Annotated in this window: 20 protein-coding genes; 17 read left to right on the forward strand and 3 right to left on the reverse strand. The window is 61.3% G+C overall.

Annotated elements, in window-relative coordinates; translation table 11 throughout:
* Nucleotides 1-73: 73 nt before the first annotated feature.
* The gene (locus SIB72_RS03415) at nucleotides 74-1,774 is read left to right on the forward strand and encodes a ShlB/FhaC/HecB family hemolysin secretion/activation protein (protein ID WP_413744605.1); all 1,701 of its coding nucleotides are present in this window, start codon (nucleotides 74-76) and stop codon (nucleotides 1,772-1,774) included.
* Nucleotides 1,775-1,781: 7 nt separating this feature from the next.
* Here SIB72_RS03415 and SIB72_RS03420 read toward each other — a convergent pair whose 3' ends face one another.
* Together SIB72_RS03420 and SIB72_RS03425 are read right to left on the reverse strand one after the other, a co-directional pair.
* Nucleotides 1,782-2,462, reverse strand: a complete 681-nt coding sequence (locus SIB72_RS03420) for a Crp/Fnr family transcriptional regulator (protein ID WP_413745030.1) — start codon at nucleotides 2,460-2,462, stop codon at nucleotides 1,782-1,784.
* A 5-nt stretch (nucleotides 2,463-2,467) separates the two neighbouring features.
* Nucleotides 2,468-2,797, reverse strand: a complete 330-nt coding sequence (locus tag SIB72_RS03425) for a DUF3307 domain-containing protein (RefSeq protein WP_115120144.1) — start codon at nucleotides 2,795-2,797, stop codon at nucleotides 2,468-2,470.
* A gap of 100 nt (nucleotides 2,798-2,897) precedes the next feature.
* Here SIB72_RS03425 and SIB72_RS03430 point away from each other — a divergent pair, with 100 nt between their 5' ends.
* A complete protein-coding gene (locus SIB72_RS03430) occupies nucleotides 2,898-3,476 on the forward strand; it encodes a cyclic nucleotide-binding domain-containing protein (RefSeq protein WP_115120146.1) in 579 nt (192 codons plus the stop codon).
* A gap of 68 nt (nucleotides 3,477-3,544) precedes the next feature.
* Here SIB72_RS03430 and alaS read toward each other — a convergent pair whose 3' ends face one another.
* Nucleotides 3,545-6,223, reverse strand: coding sequence for an alanine--tRNA ligase (gene alaS / locus SIB72_RS03435; protein WP_413744606.1), 2,679 nt, complete (start codon nucleotides 6,221-6,223; stop codon nucleotides 3,545-3,547).
* Between the two features lie 35 nt (nucleotides 6,224-6,258).
* Between alaS and SIB72_RS03440 the strand changes: the two genes are divergently transcribed.
* The 15 genes from SIB72_RS03440 (at nucleotide 6,259) to SIB72_RS03510 (ending at nucleotide 21,982) form a co-directional block, all read left to right on the forward strand.
* Nucleotides 6,259-6,702, forward strand: coding sequence for a hypothetical protein (locus tag SIB72_RS03440; protein WP_115019813.1), 444 nt, complete (start codon nucleotides 6,259-6,261; stop codon nucleotides 6,700-6,702).
* Nucleotides 6,699-9,884 (forward strand): SNF2-related protein, encoded by a 3,186-nt coding sequence (locus SIB72_RS03445; RefSeq protein ID WP_413744607.1) that lies wholly within the window; start codon nucleotides 6,699-6,701, stop codon nucleotides 9,882-9,884. The genes SIB72_RS03440 and SIB72_RS03445 overlap by 4 nt, the downstream gene beginning before the upstream one ends.
* Before the next feature lie 3 nt (nucleotides 9,885-9,887).
* On the forward strand, nucleotides 9,888-10,802 hold the full coding sequence (locus SIB72_RS03450) for an SWIM zinc finger family protein (protein ID WP_115120155.1): 915 nt from the start codon (nucleotides 9,888-9,890) through the stop codon (nucleotides 10,800-10,802).
* The gene (locus SIB72_RS03455; RefSeq protein ID WP_115120157.1) at nucleotides 10,795-11,280 is read left to right on the forward strand and encodes an MEKHLA domain-containing protein; all 486 of its coding nucleotides are present in this window, start codon (nucleotides 10,795-10,797) and stop codon (nucleotides 11,278-11,280) included. The genes SIB72_RS03450 and SIB72_RS03455 overlap by 8 nt, the downstream gene beginning before the upstream one ends.
* 233 nt (nucleotides 11,281-11,513) lie before the next feature.
* A complete protein-coding gene (locus tag SIB72_RS03460) occupies nucleotides 11,514-11,915 on the forward strand; it encodes an Hsp20/alpha crystallin family protein (RefSeq protein WP_413744608.1) in 402 nt (133 codons plus the stop codon).
* 174 nt (nucleotides 11,916-12,089) lie between these two features.
* Entirely contained in the window at nucleotides 12,090-13,214 is a 1,125-nt protein-coding gene (locus SIB72_RS03465) for a TRAP transporter substrate-binding protein (RefSeq protein WP_413744609.1), read from the forward strand.
* Nucleotides 13,211-13,783 (forward strand): TRAP transporter small permease subunit, encoded by a 573-nt coding sequence (locus tag SIB72_RS03470; protein ID WP_413744610.1) that lies wholly within the window; start codon nucleotides 13,211-13,213, stop codon nucleotides 13,781-13,783. The genes SIB72_RS03465 and SIB72_RS03470 overlap by 4 nt, the downstream gene beginning before the upstream one ends.
* Nucleotides 13,780-15,171, forward strand: coding sequence for a TRAP transporter large permease (locus SIB72_RS03475; protein WP_413744611.1), 1,392 nt, complete (start codon nucleotides 13,780-13,782; stop codon nucleotides 15,169-15,171). The genes SIB72_RS03470 and SIB72_RS03475 overlap by 4 nt, the downstream gene beginning before the upstream one ends.
* A 37-nt stretch (nucleotides 15,172-15,208) precedes the next feature.
* On the forward strand, nucleotides 15,209-16,981 hold the full coding sequence (locus tag SIB72_RS03480; protein WP_413744612.1) for a diflavin flavoprotein: 1,773 nt from the start codon (nucleotides 15,209-15,211) through the stop codon (nucleotides 16,979-16,981).
* A 66-nt stretch (nucleotides 16,982-17,047) separates the two neighbouring features.
* On the forward strand, nucleotides 17,048-17,485 hold the full coding sequence (locus tag SIB72_RS03485) for a hypothetical protein (protein WP_115120169.1): 438 nt from the start codon (nucleotides 17,048-17,050) through the stop codon (nucleotides 17,483-17,485).
* 3 nt (nucleotides 17,486-17,488) lie between these two features.
* The gene (locus SIB72_RS03490; protein WP_413744613.1) at nucleotides 17,489-19,330 is read left to right on the forward strand and encodes a diflavin flavoprotein; all 1,842 of its coding nucleotides are present in this window, start codon (nucleotides 17,489-17,491) and stop codon (nucleotides 19,328-19,330) included.
* Between the two features lie 100 nt (nucleotides 19,331-19,430).
* A complete protein-coding gene (locus SIB72_RS03495; RefSeq protein WP_413744614.1) occupies nucleotides 19,431-20,144 on the forward strand; it encodes a rubrerythrin family protein in 714 nt (237 codons plus the stop codon).
* A gap of 51 nt (nucleotides 20,145-20,195) precedes the next feature.
* Nucleotides 20,196-20,720, forward strand: a complete 525-nt coding sequence (locus tag SIB72_RS03500) for an NADPH-dependent FMN reductase (protein ID WP_115120173.1) — start codon at nucleotides 20,196-20,198, stop codon at nucleotides 20,718-20,720.
* Nucleotides 20,721-20,757: 37 nt separating this feature from the next.
* The gene (locus tag SIB72_RS03505; RefSeq protein WP_413744615.1) at nucleotides 20,758-21,531 is read left to right on the forward strand and encodes a pirin family protein; all 774 of its coding nucleotides are present in this window, start codon (nucleotides 20,758-20,760) and stop codon (nucleotides 21,529-21,531) included.
* Between the two features lie 247 nt (nucleotides 21,532-21,778).
* Nucleotides 21,779-21,982, forward strand: coding sequence for a hypothetical protein (locus SIB72_RS03510; protein WP_115019799.1), 204 nt, complete (start codon nucleotides 21,779-21,781; stop codon nucleotides 21,980-21,982).
* Nucleotides 21,983-21,989 lie beyond the last annotated feature (7 nt).

Genomic DNA, 21,989 nt, shown 5'->3' on the forward strand with positions numbered 1-21,989 from the left:
TGCTGCGTGAGAACGCTAGATGAATTTTTCTCAGACAACTTTAAAGTTTGCGCGAGTAACAAGCGCCGAATCAATGCTGCTTCTGCTGGCGCAACTGGTGGCCCCTCCACTGCAACCAGGTCCCGCCAGAGTGCCCGATCCGGCCCCCAACGAACGACCACGCGAGAGCACAACAGACAGCAGCACTGATGACGAAGGGATCAGCATCAGCCCAGATGCGATGCCGCAGGGCCAAGAGGAGGTGGTTCCGCCAGAAGCAAGCTCGGGTGCACTGAACTCTCCCTTACCTCTGATCAATGGCGAGACTCCCTACAGCTCCACTGAACTAAATCAACTGCTGCGGGAGTGCAGTCAATCGGCCAGTGTCAACGACCAGCTCAAACGCTGCGCAGAAAGCCTGACTGGACGGCTGCAACAAGACGGCTATGTGAATTCGCGGGTGTACATCGAGCGCGAACCTGCCCCCGGACAACTGACGGTGGTGATGGGCCGCCTGGTCGAATTGCAGATCAACAGCGACGACCAACGCCTCGAGCAGAGAGTGCGTCGGCGTCTCAGCAACTTGTTAGGCCAAACCCTCCACCTGCCCAGCCTTCAACGCCAGCTGCGTCAGTTGAAGCAACGCTCTGTTGTCAGCAGTGTCTCAGGCAGCCTCGGCAAACTGGGTAGCGACCCCACCCAGGCGGTGCTCACCCTCACCGTCACCCCCGCCAGCCATCCCTGGCGTGGCGATCTGAGCCTGCGCAACGATGGCAACGCCGGCAGCGGTGAATGGCGAGCACTGGCCGTGCTCCAGAAGCCGGAACTACTCGGGGAAGGAGACCTGCTGCAGATTTACGGCGAACTGAATGCAGATGGTGATCCAGAACTAGGGGCGAGCATCGGCTCCCTCAGCTACACCATCCCTTTGGGGGAGTCCGTCAGTCTCACCGGATCCTTCGGAGCCAGTCGCCGCAATCTCGTGGAGGCCCGTCAACCTGCCCACGGGCTCAGCTTCCGTCAATACCAGGGTCTGGCACAACTGCAATGGACCTTCGCCGATTCCGGGAATCAAACCTGGTATGCCCTGGCCGGACTCAGTGCCAACCGCAACGACAGCTACCTCGATGGCCAGTCCTTTCCCCTAATCATCGGTGGCGGCCCGGACGGTGACCTGAGCACGGGCTATCTACGCATCGGCCTCGGCCATGCGGGCAGCAACGCCAACCTCGGTTGGTCAGGTCAGATCTATGGGCTACAGGGCATCGCCGGCTTCAGCAGTTCGGAAGAGCTGCATGAGCTCTCCTTTTATGGCGTCGCCCCGGGTGAATCACGCGCACTGGGAGGAATCGTCTCCGCTGGCTGGCGGATTGATCCCAAGCTGCAGCTCAATGTGCGCGCCGCTGGCCAGGTGGCCTTCAACGAACTCACCAGCGACATGGGTTTTGCCCTCGGCAGTGATGTGGGCCTGAAAGGCTTACCCGGAACACTGATCAGCGGAGACAATGGCTGGCTCAGCACCGGCGAGCTGAACTGGACCTTCTGGCAGCAAAACGACAATGCCCTGCAGCTGGTGCCATTCATCGGTGTGGGGGGGATCCAGACCACCCGGGCCAAGGTGAGCATCCACGACACAATCGGGACAGGGGGCATCCTGCTGCGTTGGCTGCATGGGCAGCACTGGTCTGTGGAGCTTGGATGGAACGACCAGTTCCACGCCGACAACAACGCAGGCTTCTGGAACGACTGGCTGCTTGGCAGTGGCGCCTATGGCAAGGTCCGCTACCGCTTCTGAGCCTGAGTCAAAGCAGCAAACCGCGCTTCTCCAAGGGCTGAAGGTCGGCCAGGCGTAGGCGACCGGACTCCTCACTCACGGTTCCGCGGCTGCGCAGCTTGCTCAGGGTGCGAGAGGCGGTTTCCCGAGCCAGGCCGGCAATCAGAGCAATTTCCAGCTGCGCCAGCGCAGGAATCGGCGCTTGAGGATCGTTATCCGCAGAACTCTTGCGTGCCAGATAGGCCAGCGCATCGAGCAGCCGAGTGGTCGCATCGGCTGTCTGGAGAGCAAAACGTCGGTTGAGATCCCGCAGCCTGGAGGCTTCCAGCTTGGCGAGAGCCAGCGCAAAGCCAGCCTGCTTATCAAGCAAGGCTGCAAAAGGGGGAACTCTCAACTTCACCAGACGAAGCGGGGTGAGCGCCACCACATCAGCCGAACGGGCATCACCATCGAGCGCTGCCATCTCGCCAAACACATCTCCGGCACCCAGGAGCGACATCACCACTTCATCACCATCGGAGGTGTAGGTGCGCACTTTCGCCAAGCCATCACAAAGCAGAAACAGCGACTCTCCCCAGTCCTGTTCCATCACGATCACCTGATCGGCCTGATGGGAGGATTCCCTGTGTCGATCAAGGATCTGGTCAAGCTGATCAGGCTCCAAGCTTTCAAACAGGGAGATGGCCTGCAGATCGTCGCGGCTAAGCATGGTCGTCATGTTTGGATCGAAACCATCAGGACCACCCAGAGCAGCTTGCAGGCGAGGTGAAGACCCTGATCAAGAGCGAGGGAAAAACGAAATCTCCCCTTGCACCAATCGATGATCGCGTGCAGAACCATTTCCGCCAACCCAAGAACCGCAACTCCTGTGAGTAGTGCAACCGCTAGCCCATGGGTTGCGGCATGGGCAGTGAGCCACCAACGCCAGTTCAGGGTGACGTCACCACCGGCAATCTTTTCGCGAGCCATGCGATCGGTCTGCAGCACAAAGTCGCAGACGAAGTGGCCCATACCCAGAAGGATCAGCAGGTTGAGTGCTGCGATGACGTTCGCCTCAACACCTCGACTTCAATGACGCTAGGTCAGTTCTTGCGGCCTGGATCAGCAATGTCGCCCAGCATGGGAAGGGACCGCACACCCAACCATGGGGGGCATTGAGCCACAACTCGAAGAGATCCGCGCCCGGCTGAGGCAACTGCTGAGCACGCACCACAGCCAGCTGCAACCGGAAACTCACACCCACGCAACAGACGACATTGTGATCAAACAAGGAGCACCCGCCGAACGGGTGTTTCTTGTGAGCAGTGGCGTGCTGGCGGTGGAGCACATCGAAGCAGGCAAGCCAGCGCGCGTGCTCGCTCTGGTTCGAGAGGGCGACATCCTTGGAGAAATGGGATTATTCGGCGACAACCGTTACAGCGCTCAGGTCCGGGTTGAGGAGGGTCCCGCCAGCCTGCTGGCAGCCCGCAGTGACGACCTGCTCCAGGCTCTGTTGTTCGATACGGAATTGGTGCTGGAAATGCTGGCCCTCAGCGGGGCGCGCTGTCGCCAGGCCAACCACAACCAGGCCCTGCTACTCGATGCCATTCAGGCCCTGAGCACCAACGACAGTGCCGAACTGCAACGCTGCTGCTGCATCCTGGGCGAAAGCTCCGGCAGCCTGGCCAGCGCCGCCAAGCAGTTGGAGCTGATCCAGCAAAGGACGATGACACCGCAGCCCTGATGACAAGGCCTGCAGCAGACCAGCGGCGAACAGACGGTGTCCGATGGGTCGTCTGTTGCCATCCAGATTCAAGTCAACGCCGTGGTCAGTTGCTCCCGGGCTGCCTCAAGGGCCCCATCCAAGGCCGCCCCGTCGCGACCACCGGCCTGGGCCAGGTTCGGGCGACCGCCGCCACCACCGCCGCATTGCTTGGCAATCGCTCCAATGAACTTGCCGGCCTGCTGCCCCTTCGCGATCACCACCTTGCCGAAGGCAGCCACCAAAATGACCTTGCCAAGATCATCCGGATCGGGGAGGCCACCGATCACCACCGCAGCACCATCCCCCAAATGATCCGCCAAGCTTTGGGCTGCCCCTTGGAGGCCGGTGCCATCGACCCCATCCAGCCGCTCCACGAGGAGCTGGGCATCTCCAACAGCCACCGCTTGCGCAGCTAGAGCAGCGGATTTGGCCACCGCAAGCTCTGCCTGAACAGAGGCGAGCGCTTTACCGGTGGTTTTGAGCTCCTCCTGAAGCGCTGTCACCCGCTCAACGATCTCGCCGGGCTGCGCCTTGAACCGATCCCCTAGCTGCTTCACCACCGCATCCCGCTCGTTCAGGTAAGCGAGTACGGCAGCTCCGGCCACTGCTTCAATCCGGCGGATCCCTGCAGCCACACCGCTCTCGGCCACGATCTTGAACAGACCGATTTCTGCGGTATTCGCCACATGGGTGCCGCCGCAGAGCTCCATCGAGACTCCGGGAACATCCACCACGCGAACCACATCGGCGTACTTCTCACCAAACATGGCCACGGCCCCAGCCGCCTTGGCCCGCTCAATGGCCATCTCCTCTACCTGCAACGCATGGGCCTCGCTGATCCAGCCATTGATTAGGGCTTCAATCTGCTCCAGCTCCGCTGGCTTCACTGCTCGAGGACAGTGGAAATCAAAGCGAAGACGCTCAAAATCCACCAGCGAACCGGCTTGACCGATGCCGGGGTCGACGACTTGCTTGAGAGCCGCTTGAAGCAGATGGGTGGCGGTGTGATTGGCCTGCGCACGGCGACGACAGGCACGATCCACCTGACCATGCACCACGTCACCAATCGCAAGGGTGCCCCTGGCCACCCGTCCGCTGTGGACAAACACACTGCGATTGCGACTGACGCCATCGATCTCAACAATCAGGCCATTGCCATCTGGGCCATCGCCCACCAGCACACCGCGATCACCAACTTGACCGCCGCCCTCGCCATAAAAGGGGGTGGTATCAAGCACCAGCTGCACAGCATCACCAGCAGCGGCCTTCTGAGCCGGAGCTCCGTTCACCACCAGCGCCTGCACGCTGCTGCTCTGCTCCAGTAGCTCATAGCCCTGGAACGTCGTGGCCTCCAGCTCGGCGGCCACCTGATCAATGGCGTCCTGCAAGGTGAGGTCAATACTCACCGCGGCGGATTTTGCACGCTGGCGCTGCTCCTCCATCGCCGTTTCAAATCCGGCCAGATCAACCTCCAGCCCTTGCTCCTCGGCGATCTCCTGCGTGAGCTCGAGCGGAAAGCCGTAGGTGTCGTAGAGCTCAAAGGCCTGTGCCCCTGTGATCTGGCTGGGATGAGCAGCGATCAGCTCCGCCAGCAGCTTCTCCCCTCGCTCCAAGGTTTCAAGGAAACGAGCCTCTTCTCTCTGCAACTCGGCAAGGATCACATCCCGACGCTCCACGAGCTGGGGATAGGCCTCCTGCATCAAGGCGATCGAGGCTTCCCCCATCGTGGTCAGGAAAGGCTTGCCAATGCCGACCAAGCGGCCATGGCGCACCACCCGACGGAGCAGCCGCCGCAGGATGTAGCCGCGGCCGAGATTACTGGCGGTGACTCCATCACAGATCAACTGCACCACAGAACGGCTGTGGTCACCGATCACCTTCAGAGAGGTTTGCCCCTTCCCATCAAGCGTCGTGTAATCAACCCCGGCTAAATCTGCAGCCGTTTCAATCAGGGGATAGATCAGATCCGTTTCGTAGTTGTTCGGCACGCCCTGAAGGATCTGGGCCATGCGCTCCAGGCCCATGCCAGTGTCGATATTGCGATTCGCCAGCGGCGTGAGCGTTCCCTCAGCGTCGCGGTTGTATTGCATAAACACGAGGTTGTAGAACTCGATGAAACGGTCGTCGTCCTCCAGGTCGATGCCGTCATCTCCCAATTCGGGCTTGAAGTCGTAATACATCTCCGAACATGGTCCACAGGGCCCGGTTGGACCGGAAGCCCAGAAGTTGTCGGCTTCATCCATGCGGATGATCCGCTTCGGACTGACACCGACCACATCCCGCCAGATCACCTCTGCCTCATCGTCTTCACGGAAGACACTGACCACCAGATTGCTCGGATCAAGACCGAAGACACCGGTACTCAGCTCCCACGCCCACTGGATCGCCTGCTCCTTGAAATAATCGCCAAAGGAGAAGTTCCCGAGCATCTCGAAAAACGTGTGATGGCGTGCGGTTCGCCCCACGTTTTCAATGTCATTGGTGCGGATGCACTTCTGACTGCTCGTGGCACAAGGGGCAGGTCGCTCCTGCTGGCCGAGAAAAATCGGCTTGAACGGCAGCATGCCCGCAATGGTGAGCAGCACCGTTGGGTCCTCAGGCACCAAAGAGGCACTGGGCATCCGCTTGTGACCCCGCTGCTCGAAGAAATCGAGAAACGCCGCTCGAATCTCGGCACCGCTGCGGGGACGCGCTGCACCAGAGCGCGACGATCGTGCAACAGCCATGGCGAATTCAGGCAGGAAAGTCGGGTCCAGCAGCCATGATCACCCCTGAGCCGCCGCAGACGTTGGCCGCCCCGCTTCCTGACACCACTCCGAGCCCCTCCGACGCGCAGGGTTTGAACCGTGCCGCCCTGCGCTGGCGGTCGATCAGTTGGGCCCTGACCGCAGGCCTAGCAGCAGGACTGATCGGTCTGCCCTTTGGCCTCGAGATGGCTGTGCGATCCAGCGGCTGCGGCCTCTTTTATGGGTTGTTGGCCTTTCATCTTGAACGGGTCGATCCCGAGGACTCCCATCTCCAGGCAGGGCTTGTGGGAGCGATCTGCGGCGTCCGAAGTCTGGGAATGACCCTGCCCTCTCCTTTCGCCGGGGCAGATGCCCTGGCATCATTAGTAGTGGAACTCCTATTGGCGTGGTTGCCGTTGATCGGTAGCGCACTCCTGCTTCACGGAACCCAACGCATGCTGTCCGCGTCGCGGCCATGAGCCTGCTGCACGCCACCTGGCTTCCCGCCATTCGAACCCCCTCCAGCTCTGGGAGGCCTGCACTCCTCGTGTGGGCGGATACCTGGCGCGTGGCCGAGCCAGCAGGCCCAGGGGCGACGCCGGCGATCCATCCCTTCAGCCTCAGCCCCGACGACCTACGGGCCTGGCTGAGCGAACGCGACCTCCTACCCGACGGCATCATTGATGCCACGGCCTGCCTCACCCTGCCGAGCCGCACGGTGAAGCCGCGCAGAAAGCGCGGCGAAGCAGCGGCGTCAGACGACAACGGTTGGACCGGACTTCCTCTTCAGGCTGGTGAGCCAATCCCCAAACAAACCGAATGGTGGCCGTGGCAGGTGCAGGGTTTGGCGATTGAACCCGGAGCAGCCACGGCCTGGCTCGCGCGCCTACCCCTCTCGGGTCGACACCCGGACCTCGCCGACGAACTGCGCTGGTGGAGCCACATGCAGCGCTGGGCCCTCAGCCTGATCGCTAGGGGGCGCTGGATTCCCCAGGTCGAATTAAGCAGAGGTGAGGGCTACCCCCACAGGGCGCGTTGGGTGCCCCTGCTCAACCGCGAAGACGACCGCCGCCGGCTGGAGGATCTTGCCGCCCGTCTACCTCTGGTCGCCACCTGTGCCCTGCCCTGGCGAGAACCCACAGGTCGACGCAGCAACCGCACCACACGCTTAAGACCGGAGGCCATGCGCGCCGCCAACCCGGTTGCCAGCTGCCGGCCCCGCAGTGGTCGCCTACGGGTCGCCACCCTGCTGGAAGACCTGGTGGATGCCCAACTGCGTACAGGATTCACTCCTGACACAGAAGGACTGGATCCTCTACTCAGCGCCTGGCAGGACGCCCTGGGTTCTGAGACGGGCGTGATTCATCTGGACGATGAAGAAGCCGAACGACTCGCCACCGCCAGCAACCATTGGCGCGAAGGCGTGGCCGGCAATGTGGCAGCCGCCAGGGCATGTCTTGAACTCGAAACCCCTGAAGACGGGGAGGACCTTTGGACACTGCGCTTTGCTCTGCAGGCCGAAGCTGATCCAACCCTGAAGCTGCCGGCAGGGGTGGCCTGGGCGGCAGGACCCCAGGGCCTGCAACTGGGTGAAATTGCGGTGGAACATCCCGGCGAGTTGCTACTGGAGGGCATGGGCCGTGCCCTCACCGTGTTCGCGCCGATCGAGCGAGGGCTCGACAGTGCCACCCCCGAGGCCATGCAACTCACGCCAGCGGAAGCCTTTGTGCTGGTGCGCACCGCTGCCCGCCAATTGCGCGATGTGGGTGTGGGAGTGGAGCTGCCTCCAAGCCTCTCCGGTGGCCTAGCCAGCCGCCTTGGCTTGGCGATCAAAGCCGAACTTCCCGAACGATCCCGAGGCTTCACGCTCGGAGAAACCCTCGATTGGCAGTGGGAGCTGATGATCGGTGGCGTCACCCTGACGCTGCGGGAACTCGAGCGGTTAGCGGGTAAACGCAGCCCCTTGGTGCGGCACAAAGGCGCATGGATCGAGCTGCGTCCCAACGACCTCAAAAATGCCGAGCGGTTCTGTGCAGCCAACCCAGAACTCAGCCTCGATGACGCCCTGCGCCTAACGGCGACAGAAGGCGACACTCTGATGCGGCTGCCGGTGCATCGCCTTGAAGCCGGCCCTCGTCTGCAGGCAGTTCTCGAGCAATACCACCAGCAAAAAGCGCCAGACCCGCTCCCGGCTCCAGAAGGGTTCTGTGGCCAGCTAAGGCCCTATCAAGAGCGCGGGCTGGGCTGGCTGGCCTTCCTACACCGCTTTGATCAAGGCGCCTGCCTGGCCGACGACATGGGCCTCGGCAAAACGATCCAGCTGCTGGCGTTTCTGCAACACCTCAAAGCCGAACAGGAACTGAAGCGACCGGTGCTGCTTGTCGCCCCCACCTCAGTGCTAACCAACTGGAAACGGGAAGCGGCCGCGTTCACACCAGAACTGATGGTGAAGGAGCACTACGGGCCACGCCGGCCTTCCTCCCCGGCGGCCCTCAAGAAATCCTTGAAGGACATTGACATGGTGCTCACCAGCTACGGCCTGCTCCAACGCGATAGCGAGCTGCTGGAAAGCATCGACTGGCAAGGAGTCGTGATCGATGAAGCCCAGGCCATCAAGAATCCCAGTGCGAAGCAGAGCATGGCTGCCAGGGATCTAGGCCGCCCCGGCCGCAGCAGCCGTTTCCGCATCGCCCTCACCGGCACACCAGTGGAAAACCGAGTAAGTGAACTCTGGGCCCTGATGGATTTCCTCAACCCACGGGTGTTGGGGGAGGAAGACTTCTTCCGCCAGCGCTATCGCATGCCGATCGAGCGCTATGGCGACATGTCATCACTGCGCGATCTCAAATCCCGGGTGGGACCCTTCATCCTGCGTCGACTCAAGACCGACAAAGCGATCATTTCCGACCTGCCCGAAAAAGTGGAACTGAGCGAATGGGTGGGGCTCAGCAAGGAGCAGAAATCGCTCTATGCCAAAACCGTTGAAGACACGCTCGACGCGATCGCACGAGCACCACGCGGTCAACGTCATGGCCAGGTGCTGGGGCTGCTCACCAAACTGAAGCAGGTCTGCAATCACCCGGCCCTGGCTTTAAAGGAAAAGCAGCCCGACGACGATTTCCTCAAGCGTTCAGCCAAGCTCCAACGCCTGGAAGAGATCCTGGAAGAGGTGATCGAAGCAGGGGATCGGGCCCTGTTGTTTACCCAGTTCGCCGAATGGGGCCATCTGCTCCAGGGCTACCTGCAACGGCGCTGGCGCAGTGATGTTCCCTTCCTGAGCGGCAGTACGAGCAAAAGCGAACGGCAGGCGATGGTGGATCGCTTCCAAGAAGACCCCCGAGGACCGCAACTGTTCCTGCTTTCGCTCAAGGCCGGAGGCGTGGGCCTCAACCTCACCCGGGCTAGTCACGTGTTTCATATCGACCGCTGGTGGAACCCAGCCGTTGAAAATCAGGCCACCGATAGGGCCTACCGCATCGGCCAGACCAACCGGGTGATGGTGCACAAATTCATCACCAGCGGCTCAGTGGAGGAGAAGATAGATCGCATGATCCGCGAGAAATCACGGCTCGCCGAAGACATCATCGGCTCCGGCGAAGACTGGCTCGGCGGCCTGGACATGGGCCAGCTGAAGGAACTCGTAAGCCTGGAGGACTCCTGACCCATGACCATCACACCGTCGAATCACGGCATCAACACCTCCCTTGGCGATGAGGGGCTTGGGCAACAGCCCTGGTGGGTGGAGCAGTGGATGGAGCTGATCAACTCCTACCGCTACAAGAAACGGTTGGAACGTGCCTGGACCTATGCACGCGAAGGCAACGTCACCTCGATCCGATTCGAAGGCAGACGCGTGCATGCCCGGGTGCAAGGCACTGGTGAAGATCCCTACAAGGTGAAACTCTGGCTTGACGTTCTCAACGATGAGGACTGGCGCTATGTGCTCGAAGCGCTCACCCAAAAAGCGCGGTGGTCTGCCCAGCTGCTGGCGGGGATCATGCCAGCCGACATTGAGCGAGCCTTCGCCGCCAGCGGCCGGCGTCTCTTCCCCTTCAAGTTGCAAGAAGTACGCAGCGAATGCAGCTGTCCAGACAAGGCCAATCCCTGCAAACACATCAGTGCGGTCTATTTCCTGATGGGGGAACGCTTCAGCGAAGACCCATTCGTGCTCTTCCAACTGCGAGGTCGTACCCGCACGAAACTGCTGGAAGACCTGGCTGAATACCGCCGCAAGGCCCTGGAAACCCTGGCCGCAGAAGCGGCAAAGCATGCAGACGCCCCCTCTGATCCCAGCGAAAGCACCGTCAGCACAGACAACGAGCAGCCCACACCACCCCACCCCGCGGTGCTCGATCCCACTCTCTGGTGGCGATACGACGCCAGCCTCGATGCCGATTTGGTGGTGATCACTCCGGCGATGGAAGGCGACACCGGTCTCGATGCCGCCGGTGAGCTGCCGTTGGCAGAGGAACCCCGTTTCCCAAACTCCAAACAGCAGTTCCTCAACCATCTGCGCTCACAGGGCCAGGCCCTCGGCCAACAGGCGCTGATCGCCGCCATGACTGCAGGCGGTGGCTGAACAGCACGCACCCTGGCTTAGCCCAGACAGTCGGGCCTGGGCTGCGCGGATTCGGCGCTCCCACAGCCATGCCTTCAGGCGGCCGCTACTGGCGAATCGGCACAACTGCAGCCCTAACGCCAGGGTGAGCTGCCAAGAGCTGTTTGCTGCACCGTGGCCGGTGCTAGCCCATAACGACAGCAGCGACCCAGCCCTCGTGTATGCCAATGCTGCGGCCCTCAAGCTGTGGCAAAGGCGCTGGGCGCAGATGGTGGGGATGCCCTCGCGGCTCACCGCACCCGAGAAGGAACGCCGCGAACGGGCCCAAGCCCTGGGCAATGCCCGCCAGCAGGATGCCTACCAGGGCTATAGCGGCATCCGCATCGACAGCCAGGGGCACCGCTTTGTGATCAACAACGCCCGTATCTGGACCCTTTGGGATCTGAATGGACAACGCTGCGGTCAAGCCGCAACCTTTGCCAGCTGGCATTGGCTTTAAGCAACAACAACAAGAAGCCTGACTGCATTCGTGATTGCAGTGTGATTAGCCAATGCCCTGATCAAAAATGAGTTTCGGCTTTCACACCAACCTTGTCGTACCAACCGAACCCTGTCGTCTAGGCCGAACCGAAAGGGACGGTTCTCCGACTCCTCAGGTTCATTCAAATTGCGCAGATTGACGTTGCGGGTGACACGAACCACCCCGTTTGTTTCAACCATTGGAGACTATCCATGATCACCCTTCGTCAATCACCTTTCGATCTACTTGAGCGTCTTGAGCAACAGGTGGCCCAGGCCGAACGTGTGCCTGCAGCTGAAGTGCTGGAGCATGCCGACGGTTACACCGTGCGACTCGAATTGCCCGGTGTCGATCGCGACTCCATCGACGTGAAAGCCACCGATCGCAGCCTTGTGATTAGCGCCGAGCGCCACGCCAGCGTGGATCCCACCCTCGAAAACAACCCTCAACAACTCTTGAGCGAGTTCCGCCCAGGCAACTGGAGCCGCAGCTTCCGGTTCAGTCAGCCACTGGATCGAGACCAACTACGGGCCAGCTACCGCGATGGCATTCTCGAGATTCAGGCCGCCAAAGCCGACAACCGCACCACCGTGTCGGTGACGGTAGAGAGCTGAACGCCAAGGCATGAGAACACCAAGAGATCTCACCCAGGTGACAGGAGAACGATCCGGCCCTCCGCTTCGGCGGAGGGTTTTTGTTTGATACAAAGAAAACCGATTCGTTGGTGATCGATAAGCTTCTGAGCAAGCAACCGTCGCCGCCACTGGCGACCAACGCAGGAGCACGCCATGCAACGTCGGCAGCTGCTCCGGACCAGTGGAAAAGCGCTTGCCGCTGCAGCTGGAGCCGGAGCCTTGAGTGCCTGCACGATCCGTCGTGCCGAACACAACCGCAGCAGCGGCCTGCCGCAGGTGCGCTGGCGCATGGCCACCAGCTGGCCCGTGTCCCTCGACACGATTTATGGAGGCGCCGAAACCATCTGCAAACGGGTGGAGGTGATGAGTGGCGGTGGCTTCCAGATTGAACCCTTTGCAGCCGGCGAGATCGTTCCAGGACTGGAGGTGTTGGATGCGGTGCAGGCCGGCTCAGTGGAATGCGGCCACACCGCCAGTTACTACTTCATAGGCAAGAACCCTGCCTTCGCCTTCGGCACAGCGGTGCCCTTCGGCCTCTCAGCCCAGCAACAAAATGCCTGGCTGTATCAAGGGGGCGGCAACGAAGCGATGGACGCCCTCTTCGCCGATTTCGGGGCCAAGAGCTTTCCGGCCGGCAACACCGGCGGCCAGCTAGGCGGATGGTTCAAACGACCGGTTGAAGGCCTCGCCTCCCTCAAAGGGTTGAAAATGCGCATCCCTGGCCTGGGGGGCAAAGTGATGGCCCGCCTGGGGGTGAACGTGCAGGTGCTGCCAGGAGGTGAGATTTACCTGGCCCTGGAACGGGGAGCCATTGATGCCGCCGAATTCACCGGCCCCTACGACGACGAGAAGCTGGGCCTGCCCAAAGCAGCGAAGTACTACTACTACCCGGGTTGGTGGGAACCGGGGCCCAGCCTCACAGCTCTGGTGAACCGCAAAGCCTGGGCTGATCTTCCCGAGGAATACAAAGCGATGTTCAGCACCGCCTGCTACGAGGCGAATCTGGGCATGCTGAGCAAATATGAGCAACGCAATAGCGAAGCGCTGCTGCGGCTCCGCCGTCAGGGCATCAAGCTCGAGGTGTATAGCGATGACATCCTCAAGGCGGCCCATGAAGCCACTGGTGAAATGTTCGCGGAACTGGCTGCAGACGATCCTGGCTTTCGGGATCTGCTCGAACGCTGGCGTCTCTTCCGACGCGAAACTCTGAACTGGAACCGGATCAATGAACTGCCGCTGGCGCAGTTCAACACCAACACCGACGAGGTGAGCCCATGAGCGGCCTCTCAGCAGGTTTGGTGCGGTGCTTCGATCGCCTCAATGCCGCGGCCGCTTGGCTGGCGCGCTGGGCCGTTCTGCTGATGCTCGCCATTGGCATCTGGAATGTAATTGGCCGCTATGTGGGATCCGCCATCGGCCTCAATCTCAGCTCGAATGGTCTGATCGAGGCCCAGTGGTATCTCTTCGACCTGATCTTTCTGCTGGGCCTTGGCTGGACCCTTCAGAAGGGGGGCCATGTGCGCGTGGATGTGCTGCAAAGCCGCTGGTCAACACGGCGCCGTAACCGCCAGGAACTGAATGGAATCCTGCTGTTGCTCCTGCCCTTCGCCTTTGGGGTGATGGCGATCTCCATCGATCCGGCCCTCCGTTCCTTGAGCATCGGCGAGATGTCCCCTGACCCAGGAGGTCTGCCGCGCACCTGGGTGAAATCCCTTGTTCCCATTGGCTTTCTGCTGCTGGGACTTCAAGGCATTGCCGAAGCGTTGCGCCTGCGTTGGGCTCTACGGAACCCCAACGCCACCACCCAAGCGGACGAGACGAACCAAAACGGAGGCACAACGCTGTGATTGAGATCGAAGCTCTCGGCTGGGTCATCAGCTTCGACCCCTCCGCCGTGCTCGCCCCCGGCATGTTCCTGGCATTGATCGTGGCCCTCCTGAGTGGCTTCCCGGTGGCCTTCTGCCTTGGGGGCATCGGGGTGATCTTCGCCTTGCTGGGGATGCTGAGCGGCGAGATCGAGCCTCAGTTCGTCACCGCCCTACCTCAGCGAATCCTGGGGATCATGGCGAACTTCACGCTGCTCGCCATCCCTGCGTTCGTGTTCATGGGCTCCATGCTCGAAAGTTCGGGCATCGCCGAACGGCTGCTGGAAACCATGGGTCGGCTGCTGGGACGGCTGCGCGGTGGCCTCGCCCTAGCCGTGGTGCTGGTGGGCTCGTTATTGGCAGCAACCACGGGCGTTGTGGCGGCCACCGTCACAACCATGGGCCTGATCTCCCTTCCCGCCATGCTGCGAGCCGGTTACGACAAAAGCCTCGCTACCGGTGTGATCGTGGCCTCCGGCACCCTCGGTCAGATCATCCCGCCCAGCATCGTGTTGGTGGTGCTCGGAGACCAACTGGGAATCTCCGTTGGCGATCTGTTCATCGGCGCTCTACTGCCCGGTCTGCTGATGGCGGCTGTCTTTGCCATCTATGTCTTGGTCATCAGTGCCCTGAAACCGGAACTGGCACCCCAACTGCCCCCCAACACCGCCGGGCCTAGCCATCCGCTTCAACTGATTCAGTCGGTGTTTCCTCCCATTGCCCTGATCTTCGCCGTTCTGGGCAGCATCTTCTTTGGCATCGCCACCCCCACCGAAGCGGGAGTGATCGGCGCCGTTGGCGCCATGCTGCTGGCCGCCCTCAATGGCGGCTTCAGCCGACAGCAACTCTCCAATGTGTGTGAGAGCACCATGCGCACAACCGCCATGGTGATGGCGATCCTGATGGGCTCCACCGCCTTCAGCCTGGTCTTCCGTGGCGTCGGCGGTGATCAACTCATTTCCGATCTGCTGCTCAACCTCCCTGGCGGCAGGGTGGGCTTTCTGGTGTTCAGCATGCTGATCATCTTTCTGCTCGGCTTCTTTATCGATTTCTTCGAGATCGCCTTCATCGCCGTACCGCTCCTGCTACCAGCAGCCCGACAGTTGCTGGGCCCGGAGGCCCTGGTGTGGTTTGGCGTCATGATCGGCGCCAACCTGCAAACCTCCTTCCTCACACCTCCATTCGGCTTCGCCTTGTTCTACCTGCGCGGCGTGGCACCCGAGGGAGTGAGCACACGCGACATTTATCGGGGGGCGCTTCCCTTCGTTGGCCTGCAGGTGGCCGTACTGGCGTTCATCATCGCCGTGCCGGGCCTGGTCGACTGGCTACCCCGCCTTGCCGCTGCTCTGACCCCAACGCCGCTCACCTAAGGAGATCCGTAGAGTTCGATCAGAACAGGATTCGACCATGGTGACGGCAAGCCTCAGCAGTCCAGACCCTTCTGCTGTGGCTCCGCGACTGTCTCTGCAATGCGAAGCGATCGCAACCGACACCAGCACGATCCGCTCGCTCGACTGGGAGCGCAGTCGCTTCGACATCGAATTCGGGCTGCGCAACGGCACCACGTACAACAGCTTTCTGGTGCGCGGTGAACGCACCGCCCTGATCGACACCAGCCACGCCAAATTTCGCGACACCTGGATTCCCCTCCTTCAGGAGCAGATCGATCCCAAGGCCATTGATGTCCTGATCGTGAGCCACACCGAACCGGACCACTCCGGTCTGATCGGTGATCTGATCGATCTCAATCCCGACATCGAGATTGTCGGTTCAAAGGTGGCGCTCCAGTTCCTCAAAGATCAGGTGCACAGGCCCTTCAGCTCCCGCGCAGTCAAGAGTGGCGAGACGCTTGATCTCGGCACGAATGCCGACAGTGGCATGCACCACTGCATCGAGTTCCTCAGTGCCCCGAATCTGCACTGGCCAGACACGATCTTCTCGTTCGACCACGGCACTGGAATCCTCTACACCTGTGACGCCTTCGGCCTGCATTACTGCTCCGACGACGTCTTCGATCGTGATCCCGGCGCCATCGCCCCAGACTTTCGCTTCTATTACGACTGCCTGATGGGGCCGAATGCCCGCAGCGTGCTGCAGGCACTGAAGCGGATGGATGGTCTACCTGAGATCAACACCATTGCCGTCGGTCACGGACCGCTGCTGCGTCATCACCTCAGCCACTGGGTGAGCGACTACCGCGAGTGGAGCGGCCAGCGCAGCAAGGGGGAGAGCTACGCGGCGGTTTGTTATCTCAGCCAATACGGCTTTTCAGACCGGATCAGTCAGGCGATTGCGCATGGCATCGGCAAGGCAGACGCCCAGGTTCAGCTCGTGGATCTAAGGGCCACTGATCCACAGGAATTAACCGCACTGATCGGCGATGCCAAAGCCGTCGTGGCACCCACCTGGCCGGCGCAACCGGATAGCGAGCTGCAAGCATCGATCGGCACTCTTCTGGCCGCCCTTCATCCCAAGCAGCTGGTAGGGGTCTATGACGCCTTCGGCGGTAACGACGAACCGATCGATGCGGTCGCCGACCAGCTGCGCAGTCAGGGCCAGAAGCAAGCGTTTGCACCGCTACGGATTCGCCAGCTGCCCCAAGGCAATGACTACCAGCGCTGCGAGGAATCGGGAACCGACCTCGGCCAACTCTTGACCAAGGCCAAAACGATCGCAGCGATGAAAAGCCTGGACGGCGAGCTGGACAAGGCCCTCGGCCGCATCAGTGGTGGGCTTTATGTCGTCACTGCCAGCCAAGGAGAGGGTGAATCACGCCGCCGAAGCGCCATGGTCGCCAGTTGGGTGAGCCAGGCCAGCTTCAAGCCACCGGGCCTCACGGTCGCCGTCGCCAAGGACCGAGCCATCGAAGCCCTGATGCAAGTGGGAGATCGCTTTGTTCTCAACGTGCTGCGTCAGGACAACCACCAACAACTGCTGCGTCATTTCCTCAAGCGTTTTCCGCCCGGCGCCGATCGCTTCGCCGGCGTGAATGTGCTGGACAGTGCGGCCGATGGCGGTCCGGTGCTCAGTGATGCCCTGGCCTACCTGGGTTGCCGCGTGGAACAGCGCATGGAAGGTCCCGACCACTGGATCATCTATGCCGTCGTGGAGCAGGGCAATGTGTCCGACAGTGACGCCAGCACGGCAGTGCACCACCGCAAAGTTGGCAATCACTACTGAGAGCCATGCAGCATTGGCCTCGACCAGCTCCAGTCCTCAGACCATCCGACAGGATCTGAAACAGCTTTGAGCACACCAGACAAGTTTTCACCTGAAGCCGAGCTGTTTCTCGACAGCTGTGAGAGCCCACACGCGCTCGCTCGCGCCATTGATGGGCGCGAATCCAAACGGTTTGGTCTGCTGCTGAAAGCCAATCAGCGCATCATTCGCAGCAACAAGATCAGGGCACTGGCCGTGTATTGCATCGGGCTCACGCTCGGTGCCCTCTCGGGCAAAAGCATGGCGCTCGTCTATCTCAGCCTGTTCCTGATCGTCATCCTGTTGCTGCTCAGCAGACGCAAAAAAGATAGAGCCATCAACCAGGCTGTCGAGTCACGGATCAGCACCCTCCGCAAGCTCGGACTGATCAATGTCTGCCTCTCCCAGCACCACGACAAGGACATCAAACAGATGGAATTAGCTCTGGGCCTCAGACCACTGCCAGAACATGAACGAGGATCGTGAACGATGACGGCAGCAACGATGGAGAACCGGGCCTCAGACCAGTGTCAGGTGCTGAACCTACCGATCACGAATGGACTGATCAGCCTGCGTGCGCTGAGCCCCCAGCGTCTACGTTTCGAGCTGGAATACGCCCTGGAGCGGGGGAGCACCGCCAATAGTTTCCTGTTCGACGCTGGTGTCGACAGCCACGGCACGGAAAAGCCCGCGGTGCTGGTCCACCCACCAGGTGGGGCCTATGCCGATGTGTTTCTACCTGCCCTGGCCGAAGCACTGCCTGAGGATTGCGACACGCTGCAGGTGGTGGTTGGTCACGTCAACCCCAACCGGGTTGCCCTGCTGCGTGCCCTGGCCGACACCTATGCCCAGCTGACCCTGATCTGCTCCAACCCGGGGGCCAAATTGCTGCAAGAGCTTTGGCAGCAACGGAAACCGCTCTCGCCAGGAGAACCAGACAACCGGCCGCCTCTGCCGCCTCTGCCGACGCTGCAGGTCGTCCGTCAGGAACAGCGCATTCCGCTCAGCCACGGCCACAGCCTGCAACTGCTGCCAGCCCCCACCCCTCGCTGGCCAGGTGGCCTGCTCGCCTTTGAAGAGAGCGAAGGCCTGCTGATGAGCGACAAGCTCTTGTCAGCCCATGTGTGCACGTCGGAGTGGGCAGAGAGCAGCCGCAACGCCACCGAAGAAGAGCGACGGCACTTCTACGACTCTCTAATGGCACCGATGGCCACCCAAGTAGATGCGGTGATCGAACGGCTTGAGGAGCTCGACATCCGCACGATCGCGCCAGGCCATGGCCCCGCCATTGAAGACAGCTGGCGCAGTTTGCTCAGCGACTACCGACGTTGGGGTGAAAGCCAGCAGAAGGCTGCCCTGAATGTGGCCCTGCTGTTCGCCAGCGCTTACGGCAACACCGCTGCGATCGCCGATGCTCTGGCCCGTGGCGTCAGCCGCACCGGTGTTCGTGTGACCAGCCTCAACTGCGAATTCACGCCTGCTGATGAGCTGGTGGCCACCATCCGTTCCGCCGATGCAATTCTGATCGGCTCGCCGACACTGGGCGGACACGCCCCGACGCCCATCGTTTCGGCGCTGGGGACGGTGCTGGCGGAGGGGGATCGCAGCAAACCCGTGGGGGTGTTCGGCAGCTTCGGCTGGAGCGGTGAAGCCCTCGATCTGCTGGAGAGCAAGCTGCGCGATGGCGGCTTCAGTTTCGGCTTCGAACCGATCCGAATCAAATTCAGCCCCGATGCCGCCACGGTGCACACCCTGGAAGAAACCGGCACCCGTTTCGCCCGTGGCCTGCAGCAGGAGCAACGCAAACAACAGCGCCGCAGCGCCGGTGGCCTGAGCGAAAGCCGCAGTGATCCCGCCGTGCTTGCCCTGGGCCGGGTGGTCGGCTCACTCTGCGTGCTCACCGCCAGAAAAGGTCAGGAAAACACAGCCCTAACGGGAGCCATGGTGGCCAGCTGGGTGAGTCAGGCCAGCTTCACACCACCTGGAATCACCGTTGCGGTCGCCAAGGACCGTGCTGTGGAAGCCCTGCTGCACAAGGGGGATCGCTTTGCCCTGAACGTGCTGGCAGAGGGTCGCGAAACCAGCACGATGAAACAGTTCCTGCAGCCCTTTTCCCCAGGGGCCGATCGCTTCGCAGGCCTGGAACTCTCCAGCAGTCCTTATGACCAACCACTGCTCCCCGAAGCCCTTGCCTGGCTTGATGGCGAAGTGAAACAGCGGATGGAATGTGGTGACCATTGGCTGATCTACGCCGAGGTTAGCCACGGCGGCCTGCTCGACAGCGAGGCGACGACGGCGGTGCACCAACGACGCAGCGGTGCCAACTACTGAGACATCAAGACGCGGAGCACCCCGAGGGGGGGGGGGGGGCTAACTCATAGTCATTATGACTTAGAGCTACGATGAGGGCATCGACTCCCACCCTCTCTCCATGGACCTCTCCAAACCCACGACCCACGCCAACCTCGAAGCCGCCTTCGGGGGCGAGAGCATGGCCAACCGCAAATACCTCTTCTTTGCCGATGTGGCCAAGAAGCTGGGGCACAGCGAACTGGCCAAACTCTTTCGCGACACCGCCGCCCAGGAAACCGAACACGCCTTCGCCCACTTCCGCCTGCTCCACCCCGAGCTGGTGGTGAATAATCCCGCCACGCTCAGCGACGTCGACAAGCAGGCCCTACTCAGCCGCTGCCTGGAGTTGGCGATCGAAGGTGAAACCTATGAATTCACCACCATGTATCCAGAGTTCGCCGCCCAAGCTCGCAGCGATCGGGATGGTGGCGCCGCAGCGGAATTCAACGAGCAGATCGATGAATCCAAGGAGCACGCCGGCATCTTCCACACCGCCGCCAAAAATTTCGGCCTACTGGCTCCGATCGAGCAGCACCACGCCGAGCGCTATGGGGTGGCCCTACAGGCATTTCAGGGCAAAGGAACTGCAGGCGAAGCCTCCGAGCCCGTGCCAGGCCAATGGATCTGCAAGCTGTGCTCGATGATTTACGACCCCGCCGTAGGCGACCCAGATTCCGGCATCGCAGCTGGTACTCCCTTCGAGGCCATTCCTGACGACTGGCAGTGCCCGATCTGCGGCGCCCGCAAAGCCAGCTTTGTGCCCTACCGGGAAGCAGAGCTGAAAACAAACTGAACAAGGGCTAGGGCGTTCAGACTTCAGACCTGCGCGCCCTGCCTTGAAGTGATGCTCTCTTCTGCCCCAGGCCTACTGGTGATCGCTGCCAGCAACGGTGAGAACCTCAAGCTGGCACAGCGATTCGTTGAAGCCACCCAAAAGCTCGACACCACCGCAGACCTGCTTGATCTCACCACGATCGACCTTCCCCTCTTCACCCCCCGGGCCCAACAAGGAGAAACACCGGCCGCCATCGCAGCTCTCCAGGCACAACTGTTGGCAGCACCACGATGGGTGATCTGCGCTCCGGAATACAACGGCTCGATTCCGCCCTGCCTAACCAACGCGATCGCCTGGTTATCGGTGCAAGGGGACGACTTCAGGGCCCTATTCAATGGCCGGCCAATCGCGATGGCGACCTTCTCCGGCGGTGGCGGCATGGAACTGCTGCTGTCGCTGCGCATCCAGCTCACCCACCTCGGCGCCCAAGTGGTGGGCCGCCAGTTGCTCAGCAACCATGCCAAACCGCCGAAAGACGACAGCATCGCCGACCTGCTGCAGCGTCTTCTGCAAATGACACCTCTCCAACTCTGAGCCGATCACGCGGCATCACCTCCCCACCGGCGAAGCCATGACCGAACCAGCATCGATCAGTGATTCTGCCCTGATGCTCCGCCCTGCCGGAGAACGCTTCCACAGCGAGCGAGGCTGGCTCAACTCATGGCACAGCTTTTCCTTTGCAGGTCATCACCATCCCGATTGGATGGGCTTCGGGCCGCTGCGGGTGATCAACGACGACGTGATCGCAGCAGGCCAGGGCTTTGGCATGCATCCCCACCGCGACATGGAAATCATCACCGTGATGGTGGAAGGCCAACTCAACCATCGCGACTCGCTGGGTCACAGCGGGGTGATTCACGCTGGCGATGTGCAGCGCATGAGCGCCGGCACGGGCATCGTGCACAGCGAAGTGAACGAAGGAGACGTGCCCTGCAGGCTGCTGCAGATTTGGATCGAACCACACGAACTTGGCCTCTCGCCGAGCTACGAACAACGCCAAATCGCCATCGGCACCGACTGGACACCGCTGATCGCTCCGGACCAGCCAGAGGTGATGGCGATCGCCAGACCCGTGCAGATCTGGCGCGCCCAGCCCCCAGTCGGCGCAGAGCTTGCACTGCCTGCGTTTGGTGACGAGAGCGCCTGGATCCAAATGATCGACGGCAACGCCGAGCTCACAGGCGAAGCAGCAAACGCACCCATCCCGCTGGGGCGGGGCGACGGCATCGGCCTGCTCAAAAGCACCACCCACTGCAGCCTGCGCAGCACCAGTGGCAGCAGCAGTGGCAGTGGCAGTGGCAGCACCAATGATCGTTGCGATGCCCTGCTGTTTCTCCTGAGCTGATGGGGCCGACAGGGGCACACACCATCCCTAGCGCCCAGCAACAAGCCGACCAGCATCAACGTTGATGACATAGGTAGCGTAAGTAACAACATTTCCTAGCCAGATACCCTCTCCCGAACAGGAAAGCAGACTTTTCGCTGCAGCCTGATTGCAATCAATCAGTTGATCCCAAAGAGATTGAAAAATTCTCTTGCACACCACATCTTGTGCCCTGAAATAGCAAGGTGCTCAAGCCCCGCGGACCTCGATGAGATCTGACATCGCTCTCAAAACGATTCGGTACAGCGGCTTCGTGCTGGTGGAGCAGGCCAACCACTCATGGCAAGTGAGGCCGGAACGCAGCCCGATGACTGTTCTTCCTTTTCGGACACCCACCTGCTCGCTGGAGGATGTGAAAGCACTCATCGACTGGAAACTGTCTCAGGAGGAGCAGCTGATCGGGGTCGCCTGACACCCTG

The sequence above is a fragment of the Synechococcus sp. MIT S9451 genome, from assembly GCF_047304725.1.
Taxonomy (GTDB): Bacteria; Cyanobacteriota; Cyanobacteriia; order PCC-6307; family Cyanobiaceae; genus Synechococcus_C.

Coding starts and splice junctions, on each gene's coding strand:
- SIB72_RS03415 (WP_413744605.1), top strand. CDS start 74: ATGCTGCTTCTGCTGGCGCAACTGGTGGCCCCTCCACTGCAACCAGGT.
- SIB72_RS03420 (WP_413745030.1), bottom strand. CDS start 2,462: ATGCTTAGCCGCGACGATCTGCAGGCCATCTCCCTGTTTGAAAGCTTG.
- SIB72_RS03430 (WP_115120146.1), top strand. CDS start 2,898: ATGGGGGGCATTGAGCCACAACTCGAAGAGATCCGCGCCCGGCTGAGG.
- alaS (WP_413744606.1), bottom strand. CDS start 6,223: ATGGCTGTTGCACGATCGTCGCGCTCTGGTGCAGCGCGTCCCCGCAGC.
- SIB72_RS03440 (WP_115019813.1), top strand. CDS start 6,259: ATGATCACCCCTGAGCCGCCGCAGACGTTGGCCGCCCCGCTTCCTGAC.
- SIB72_RS03445 (WP_413744607.1), top strand. CDS start 6,699: ATGAGCCTGCTGCACGCCACCTGGCTTCCCGCCATTCGAACCCCCTCC.
- SIB72_RS03450 (WP_115120155.1), top strand. CDS start 9,888: ATGACCATCACACCGTCGAATCACGGCATCAACACCTCCCTTGGCGAT.
- SIB72_RS03460 (WP_413744608.1), top strand. CDS start 11,514: ATGATCACCCTTCGTCAATCACCTTTCGATCTACTTGAGCGTCTTGAG.
- SIB72_RS03465 (WP_413744609.1), top strand. CDS start 12,090: ATGCAACGTCGGCAGCTGCTCCGGACCAGTGGAAAAGCGCTTGCCGCT.
- SIB72_RS03470 (WP_413744610.1), top strand. CDS start 13,211: ATGAGCGGCCTCTCAGCAGGTTTGGTGCGGTGCTTCGATCGCCTCAAT.
- SIB72_RS03480 (WP_413744612.1), top strand. CDS start 15,209: ATGGTGACGGCAAGCCTCAGCAGTCCAGACCCTTCTGCTGTGGCTCCG.
- SIB72_RS03490 (WP_413744613.1), top strand. CDS start 17,489: ATGACGGCAGCAACGATGGAGAACCGGGCCTCAGACCAGTGTCAGGTG.
- SIB72_RS03495 (WP_413744614.1), top strand. CDS start 19,431: ATGGACCTCTCCAAACCCACGACCCACGCCAACCTCGAAGCCGCCTTC.
- SIB72_RS03500 (WP_115120173.1), top strand. CDS start 20,196: ATGCTCTCTTCTGCCCCAGGCCTACTGGTGATCGCTGCCAGCAACGGT.
- SIB72_RS03505 (WP_413744615.1), top strand. CDS start 20,758: ATGACCGAACCAGCATCGATCAGTGATTCTGCCCTGATGCTCCGCCCT.
- SIB72_RS03510 (WP_115019799.1), top strand. CDS start 21,779: ATGAGATCTGACATCGCTCTCAAAACGATTCGGTACAGCGGCTTCGTG.